The sequence below is a fragment of the Methylomonas sp. BG-2 genome, from assembly GCF_057766305.1.
The window spans coordinates 1-5,521 of sequence record NZ_JBYMAP010000252.1 but is presented as its reverse complement, the minus strand read 5'-3'; the positions used below and the strand labels follow the sequence as shown (position 1 = coordinate 5,521).

Sequence of the window (5,521 nt, the reverse complement as noted above, 5' to 3'; positions counted from 1 at the left end):
TTTGGCTGAAACTCTCTCCATGTTCCAACTTCCTCGATGGACCGCGTACCTGATCGCGGCGGCGGCCGGCGCGGTGCTGACCTTGGCGTTTTCTCCCCACGATCTGTCTTGGCTGGCTTTGCCGGCACTGGCTTTACTGTACTGGACCTGGCTGGGCCGGCCGCCGAAGCAAGTCGCCGGGTTGGGTTACGCATTCGGCTTGGGGTTATTCGGTAGCGGTCTGTGGTGGGTTTATATTAGCATTCATGATTTCGGTGGCGCCGAACCCGCCGCCGCTATTGCCTTGACCGGTTTATTGATTGCGGCCTGGGCGGTTTTTCCGGCGTTGGCGGGCTATTTGGCGGTCAACATCAACGCCGGCGCTAGCGGGTGGGGGCGCGCGACGCGATTCGCGGCGGTCTGGATATTGGTCGAATATTTGCGCGGCGACTGCTTGCTGAACGGCTTTCCCTGGCTCCTGATCGGTTACGCTCAGTTGGATGCGCCGTTGGCCGGCTATGCGCCTGTCGCTGGCGTGTACGGTGTGGGTTTCTTGCTCGCGCTGTCGGCGTTTGGGTTGGTGGAGATCGCGGTCGGGCCGATTGGCTGGCGGCGCGGCTTGCCGTTGGTCTTGCTGGCGTGGTCGGGTGGCGCGGCCTTGCGCGGCGTGGCCTGGACCGAGCCGGCCGGCCGGCCGATCAAGGTGACGTTGGTGCAAGGCAATATCGGTCAGGATCAAAAATGGGCGATTGGACAGCGCGCGAAGACCTTGGCGCTCTATCGGCAACTGACCGAAGCCCATTGGGATTCGGACGTGGTAATTTGGCCGGAAACGGCGGTGCCGGCTTTCTTAAACGAAGTGGAACAGAACTTCATCCATCCTCTGCAAGCGGATGCGCGTCGGCACGGCACCGAACTGGTCTTGGGGCTGCCCAGCAGCGGCCGGGGCAGAGACTATTACAACAGCGTGTTGGCGCTGGGTGAGAACCGGCAGCTCTATCATAAAAATCATTTGCTGCCGTTCGGCGAATATTTGCCGCTGCAGCCGCTATCGGGTTGGATATTGGACCTGATGGCGATTCCGCTCGGCGACTTTGCCGCCGGCGCCGACCGCCAGCCCTTGTTGTCGGCTGGCGGCCATCGTTTCGTGACCACCATTTGCTACGAAGATGCTTTCGGCGAACTGGTGGCCCGCCAAATCGCCGATGCCGCCTACATCGTCAATCTGACCAATGACGCCTGGTTCGGCGATTCCGCGCAACCCTATCAACATATGCAAATGGCGCGGATGCGGGCCTTGGAAACCGGCCGTTATCTGGCCCGTGCCACCAACACCGGCGCCACCGGCTTCGTCGGTCCCGACGGCCGTCTGCTCGCCGCCGCTCCGGTGTTCACCACCACCACCGTGACCGCCGACATCGTGCCGATGCGCGGCGTTACGCCCTATGCGCGTTTTGGGGATGCTTGGCTGTTGTCGGCGCTGCTGGCTGGGGCGGTGCCACGGCTAGCGCGGCTTGTCATAAAATCGTAACGGCGTTGTCATCGTAGTTTCTCATTCGGGTCTTAAGCTGGCGGTCGTCAACCGATTCGCCGCTTATTATTATCAAGGCGCTAGGCGAGGCGCCGCCTTTCGCCCCGAGGATATTCCATGCGCAACCCCCACCCTTTATCGTCGCTGTCGGCCGGCCTGGCTACCGCGTTGCTGACGCTGTCCGTCGCGGCCGTTGCCGAAACCACCGTCGAAAACGCGGAATATTGGCTGCAAAACGGCCAGCACAGCATCCGCGCCGCCGAAAACCTGCAGCCGATCGAGCGTCATGCCAAGAACGTGATTCTGTTCGTCGGCGACGGCATGGGCATCTCCACCGTGACCGCGGCTCGGATTTTCGAAGGCCAAGCCAAGGCCGGCAATCGCGGCGGTGAGGAAAATTTGCTGAGTTTCGAAAAAGCACCTTACACAGCCTTTTCCAAAACCTATAGTGTCAATCAGCAAACTTCCGATTCGGCACCGACGATGACGGCGATGATTACCGGCGTCAAAACCAACGACGGCGAACTGTCGGTCAGCATGGAAGTCGCGCGTAAGGAAAAAAGCGCCGACGTGGTAAACCAATACAAAGTCAAAACCTTGTTGGAGCAGGCCGAGGAACACGGCTTGTCCACCGGTATCGTCTCGACGGCCCGGATTACCCACGCGACACCGGCCGCTTGTTATGCGCACACCTCCGAGCGCGACTGGGAATCCGACGCGCAAATGCCGGCCGACGCCACCGTCAGCGATATTGCCAAGCAATTGGTTAATTTCAGTTACGGCGACGGTCTGGAAGTGGCTTTGGGCGGCGGCCGCAGCATGTTCCTACCCAATACCCAGAGCGATCCGGAAGACACCGCCAGCAAGGGCGGCCGTAAGGATGGTCTGGATCTGACGCAACAATGGTTGAGCCATTACGCCAAATCGGCCTATGTCTACGACAAGACCGGCTTCGAAGCGGTCGATCCGAAAACCACTGATCATCTGCTGGGTTTGTTCGAACGCTCGCACATGGAGTACGAAACCGACCGGGCCAACGATACCGGCGGCGAGCCGTCGCTGACCGAAATGACCGAAAAAGCCATTGACATGCTGTCAAAAAACCGCAAGGGTTATGTGCTGATGGTGGAGGCCGGCCGTATCGACCACGCCCATCATGCCGGTAACGCCTACCGGGCCTTGGCGGATACCGTCGAATTATCCAACGCGGTGCGCAAGGCCGTCGAGAAAACCGACGCCAAGGATACCTTGATCGTCGTCACCGCCGACCATAGCCATACTTTTACGATCGCCGGCTATCCGGGACGCGGCAACCCGATCACCGGTTTGGTCAAGGAGCCGGGCGCGACGGTCTTCGCCAAGGACAGCAACGGCTTGCCGTATACCACGCTGGGTTACGCCAACGGCCCCGGCTATCGCGGTCCCAACCCGCGTCCGGACTTGACCGATGTCGATACCTCCCATCCGGACTTCTTGCAGGAAGCCGCGATACCGATGGCGAGCGAAACCCATGCCGGCGAGGACGTGGCGATTTACGCTTACGGCCCGAAAGCCCATCTGTTTCATGGCGTGCAGGAGCAGAGCTACATCTACCACGTGATGGCGCGGGCGCTGAAATTGCCGGCTGGTCAGTAATTTTTAGTGGATTGAGTTGCAGGGGCGCCAACCGGCGCCCTTTTTTTTATGTTTGGAGTCTCGATGTCGAAAACCGTATTTTCCGTTTGTTGGGTTTTGTTGATCAGTTTGACCGCGTGCCAATCGCAATCGCCGCGCCCGTTGCAAATTCTGGCGGCTGAGGCGATGCCGCCGCTGGCGGCCGAATTCGAAACCGAAGTCGTCGAACTCGACGCGCACGGCGACCAGGCGGCGCGGGTCTACCGCTGGCATTTTGTCCGTCAGGCCGATCGGGTGGCAACTCACAATCTTAGCGACGACAGCGGCGAAGTTTGGCGGCGGCTGGCCGGCGGCGACATTGCGTATCAAAAAATATTTCACGGTCAACGCCAAACCATCGACTATCAGCCGGGCGACCTGAAAGCCTTGGCGGCGGTGCCCGATTGGCGGGCGGTGGCCACCTTGCTCAGTCCCGCCGAACTCGGCGGACTACAGCCGGACGGCGAGGAAACCGTGCTGGGACGGGGTGCCTTGCGCTACCGGTCCGACCTGGGCGAGGTGGAAGAATTATTGTGGTTGAGCCGGGAACAACTACCGGCCCTGATTCGCCGCCAGGAGCACGGCCATCGCCTGACCACTCGCTTGGTGGCGCTGTACCCGCCCGGCCCACTCCCGTGGCCGGACAGTCGTGGCGAGGACTACGGCCATACCGACTATGCCGACCTCGGCGACAAGGAGGGCGATCCGTTCGTCAAATCGATCCTGCCGACGCTGAAGGGCGGCCATCATCACGGACATTGACAGGATCAGTTCGCGCATGGCGGCTTTGTATCGGGAATAGATGCTTAGCGGCCGATGTTAGGCGCGGGAGCAGTCATCCCGCGAATACAGCGTCAGGTTGTAGCGGCGTTCGGATAACCGGCCCGTTAGTCCGGATTCAGGATTTGCCTAGGGCCGTGTAATACGTTTCATCGAATCTTAACCCAACTGAAACTTGAATTTCTTGTGTGCTGGTTAACATCTTTTTCGCAAGAGCTGTGAAGCGGCGTCTTGCCTTTTTGAAAACTCACCGAACAGCACTAAAGGAATTGATTATGAAAGAGTTTAGACTGACCCTGATCGCTGCCGCGGTAGCGTCTCTGGTATCTCCCTTCGCGGCAAGCGCCGCCGAAACAGCGTTCGATAATTTCACGCCGTTGACCGCCTCCGCCGGTCCAGCCGCCAACGACGCGGCTCCAATCACGCTGTCCAGCCCTAACTTCACGCAGGTTTCGATTGCCGACCGTTCGACACAACTGGCGCAAGGCCAAAGCAATAGCGGCAACTGGGACATGATTACCGCCAATGAAACCGGCCCGGACGCCGGCCGCTATTTGTTCATGCCGTTCGAAACCGGTGCCGGCGGGGTACAACGTATTGATTTGCACGATTCGAACTACAACACCCGTACCACGACCATCGTGGCGTCGGGAACCCAGGATTTCGTCGCCGGCGATGCATCGCGTTGGACCCCTTGGGGCGGATATCTGACCGCCGAGGAGTCTTGGGGCGCCGGCAGCAGCAAGGGCCGCTTGTTCGAAGTGACGAATCCGACCACCGCAACGACGAACGGCGGCACCTTAGTGCAACGCAGCGTGCTGCCGCGCGTATCTCACGAAGGTTTGGCATTCGACAACAGTAACAGTCTGTATTTCGTCGACGAGTTGAACGGCGGTTCGATCTACAAATATGTTTCAGCCAATCCGTTCGCCGACAACGGCGACGATTTCTTCGCGGCTGGTCAAACCTTCGTCATGAAGGTCGGCGCCGGCGGACAATTTGAAGGCAACAACGGCCCCGCGATTATCGGTGCGTTTTCTTGGGAAGCCATCACCGATACCAACGGTGGCGTGCTGGCCGGCGTCTCCGCATTGGCCAGCGACGGCACCATCGATGGCCGCGTTTCGGCCGACGATAACGACGTGTTGGCAACCGGTTTCAATCGTCCGGAGGATCTTGAAATCCAAAGCTTGGGCGGAAATCAGCTGATCTATTTCACGACCACCGATTCCGATACCAACGCCAATACCGCCGACGGCCGTAGCCGCATCTACAACTTCAACGTAGCGACCCAGTCGTTGAGCTTGTTTGCCGATTCCAACACGATAGACCTGGCAACCGGTTCCGCAGTGGGCGGCGGTTTGCGCAATGCCGACAACCTGGCGATCGACGCCGAGGGAAATATCTACATCATCGAAGATCGCGACGGCGCCGTGGATGACGATATTTGGTTTGCCAAGGACATCAATAAGGACGGCGATTTGCTGGACGCCGGCGAAGGTTTGGCGCGTTGGGCCTCCAACGGTACTTCAGGCTCTGAATTTACCGGCTTGTATTTCGACAAATTCAATCCCAACG

Annotated in this window: 4 protein-coding genes; all 4 read left to right on the top strand. The window is 59.5% G+C overall.

The features are described from left to right. Positions 1–1,510 (top strand): apolipoprotein N-acyltransferase (gene lnt / locus AC3B8H_RS17900; RefSeq protein ID WP_488442905.1); only part of this gene is annotated, 1,510 nt, incomplete at its 5' end. Between the two features lie 117 nt (positions 1,511–1,627). After that, entirely contained in the window at positions 1,628–3,145 is a 1,518-nt protein-coding gene (locus AC3B8H_RS17895) for an alkaline phosphatase family protein (protein ID WP_488442904.1), read from the top strand. 63 nt (positions 3,146–3,208) lie between these two features. Next, a complete protein-coding gene (locus tag AC3B8H_RS17890; protein WP_488442903.1) occupies positions 3,209–3,925 on the top strand; it encodes a hypothetical protein in 717 nt (238 codons plus the stop codon). Positions 3,926–4,218: 293 nt separating this feature from the next. Beyond that, the coding region (locus AC3B8H_RS17885; protein WP_488442902.1) for an alkaline phosphatase PhoX at positions 4,219–5,521 on the top strand (1,303 nt) is incomplete at its 3' end.